Source organism: uncultured Arthrobacter sp., from assembly GCF_947493765.1.
In the GTDB taxonomy this organism is placed as follows: domain Bacteria; phylum Actinomycetota; class Actinomycetes; order Actinomycetales; family Micrococcaceae; genus Arthrobacter_D.
Genome location: NZ_CANLSZ010000030.1, coordinates 1 through 207 on the forward strand (window position 1 = coordinate 1; position 207 = coordinate 207).

Annotated in this window: 1 protein-coding gene; it reads left to right on the forward strand. The window is 69.1% G+C overall.

The window, feature by feature from the left end:
• Nucleotides 1–207 (forward strand): transposase (locus tag Q0747_RS13880; protein WP_298255641.1); only part of this gene is annotated, 207 nt, incomplete at both ends.

Genomic DNA, 207 nt, shown 5'->3' on the forward strand with positions numbered 1-207 from the left:
CCTGCGTGCGGGCGTCCCTGACGCCCTCGTCGAGCTCCGACGCCTCGGCCGGACGTTGAATCAGAGGGCCGATGACGTCCTCGCCTACTTCGACCGGCCCGGCACATCCAACGGTCCGACCGAGGCCATCAACGGCCGGCTCGAGCACCTCCGCGGCTCCGCCCTGGGCTTCCGCAACCTGACCAACTACATCGCCCGATCACTCCT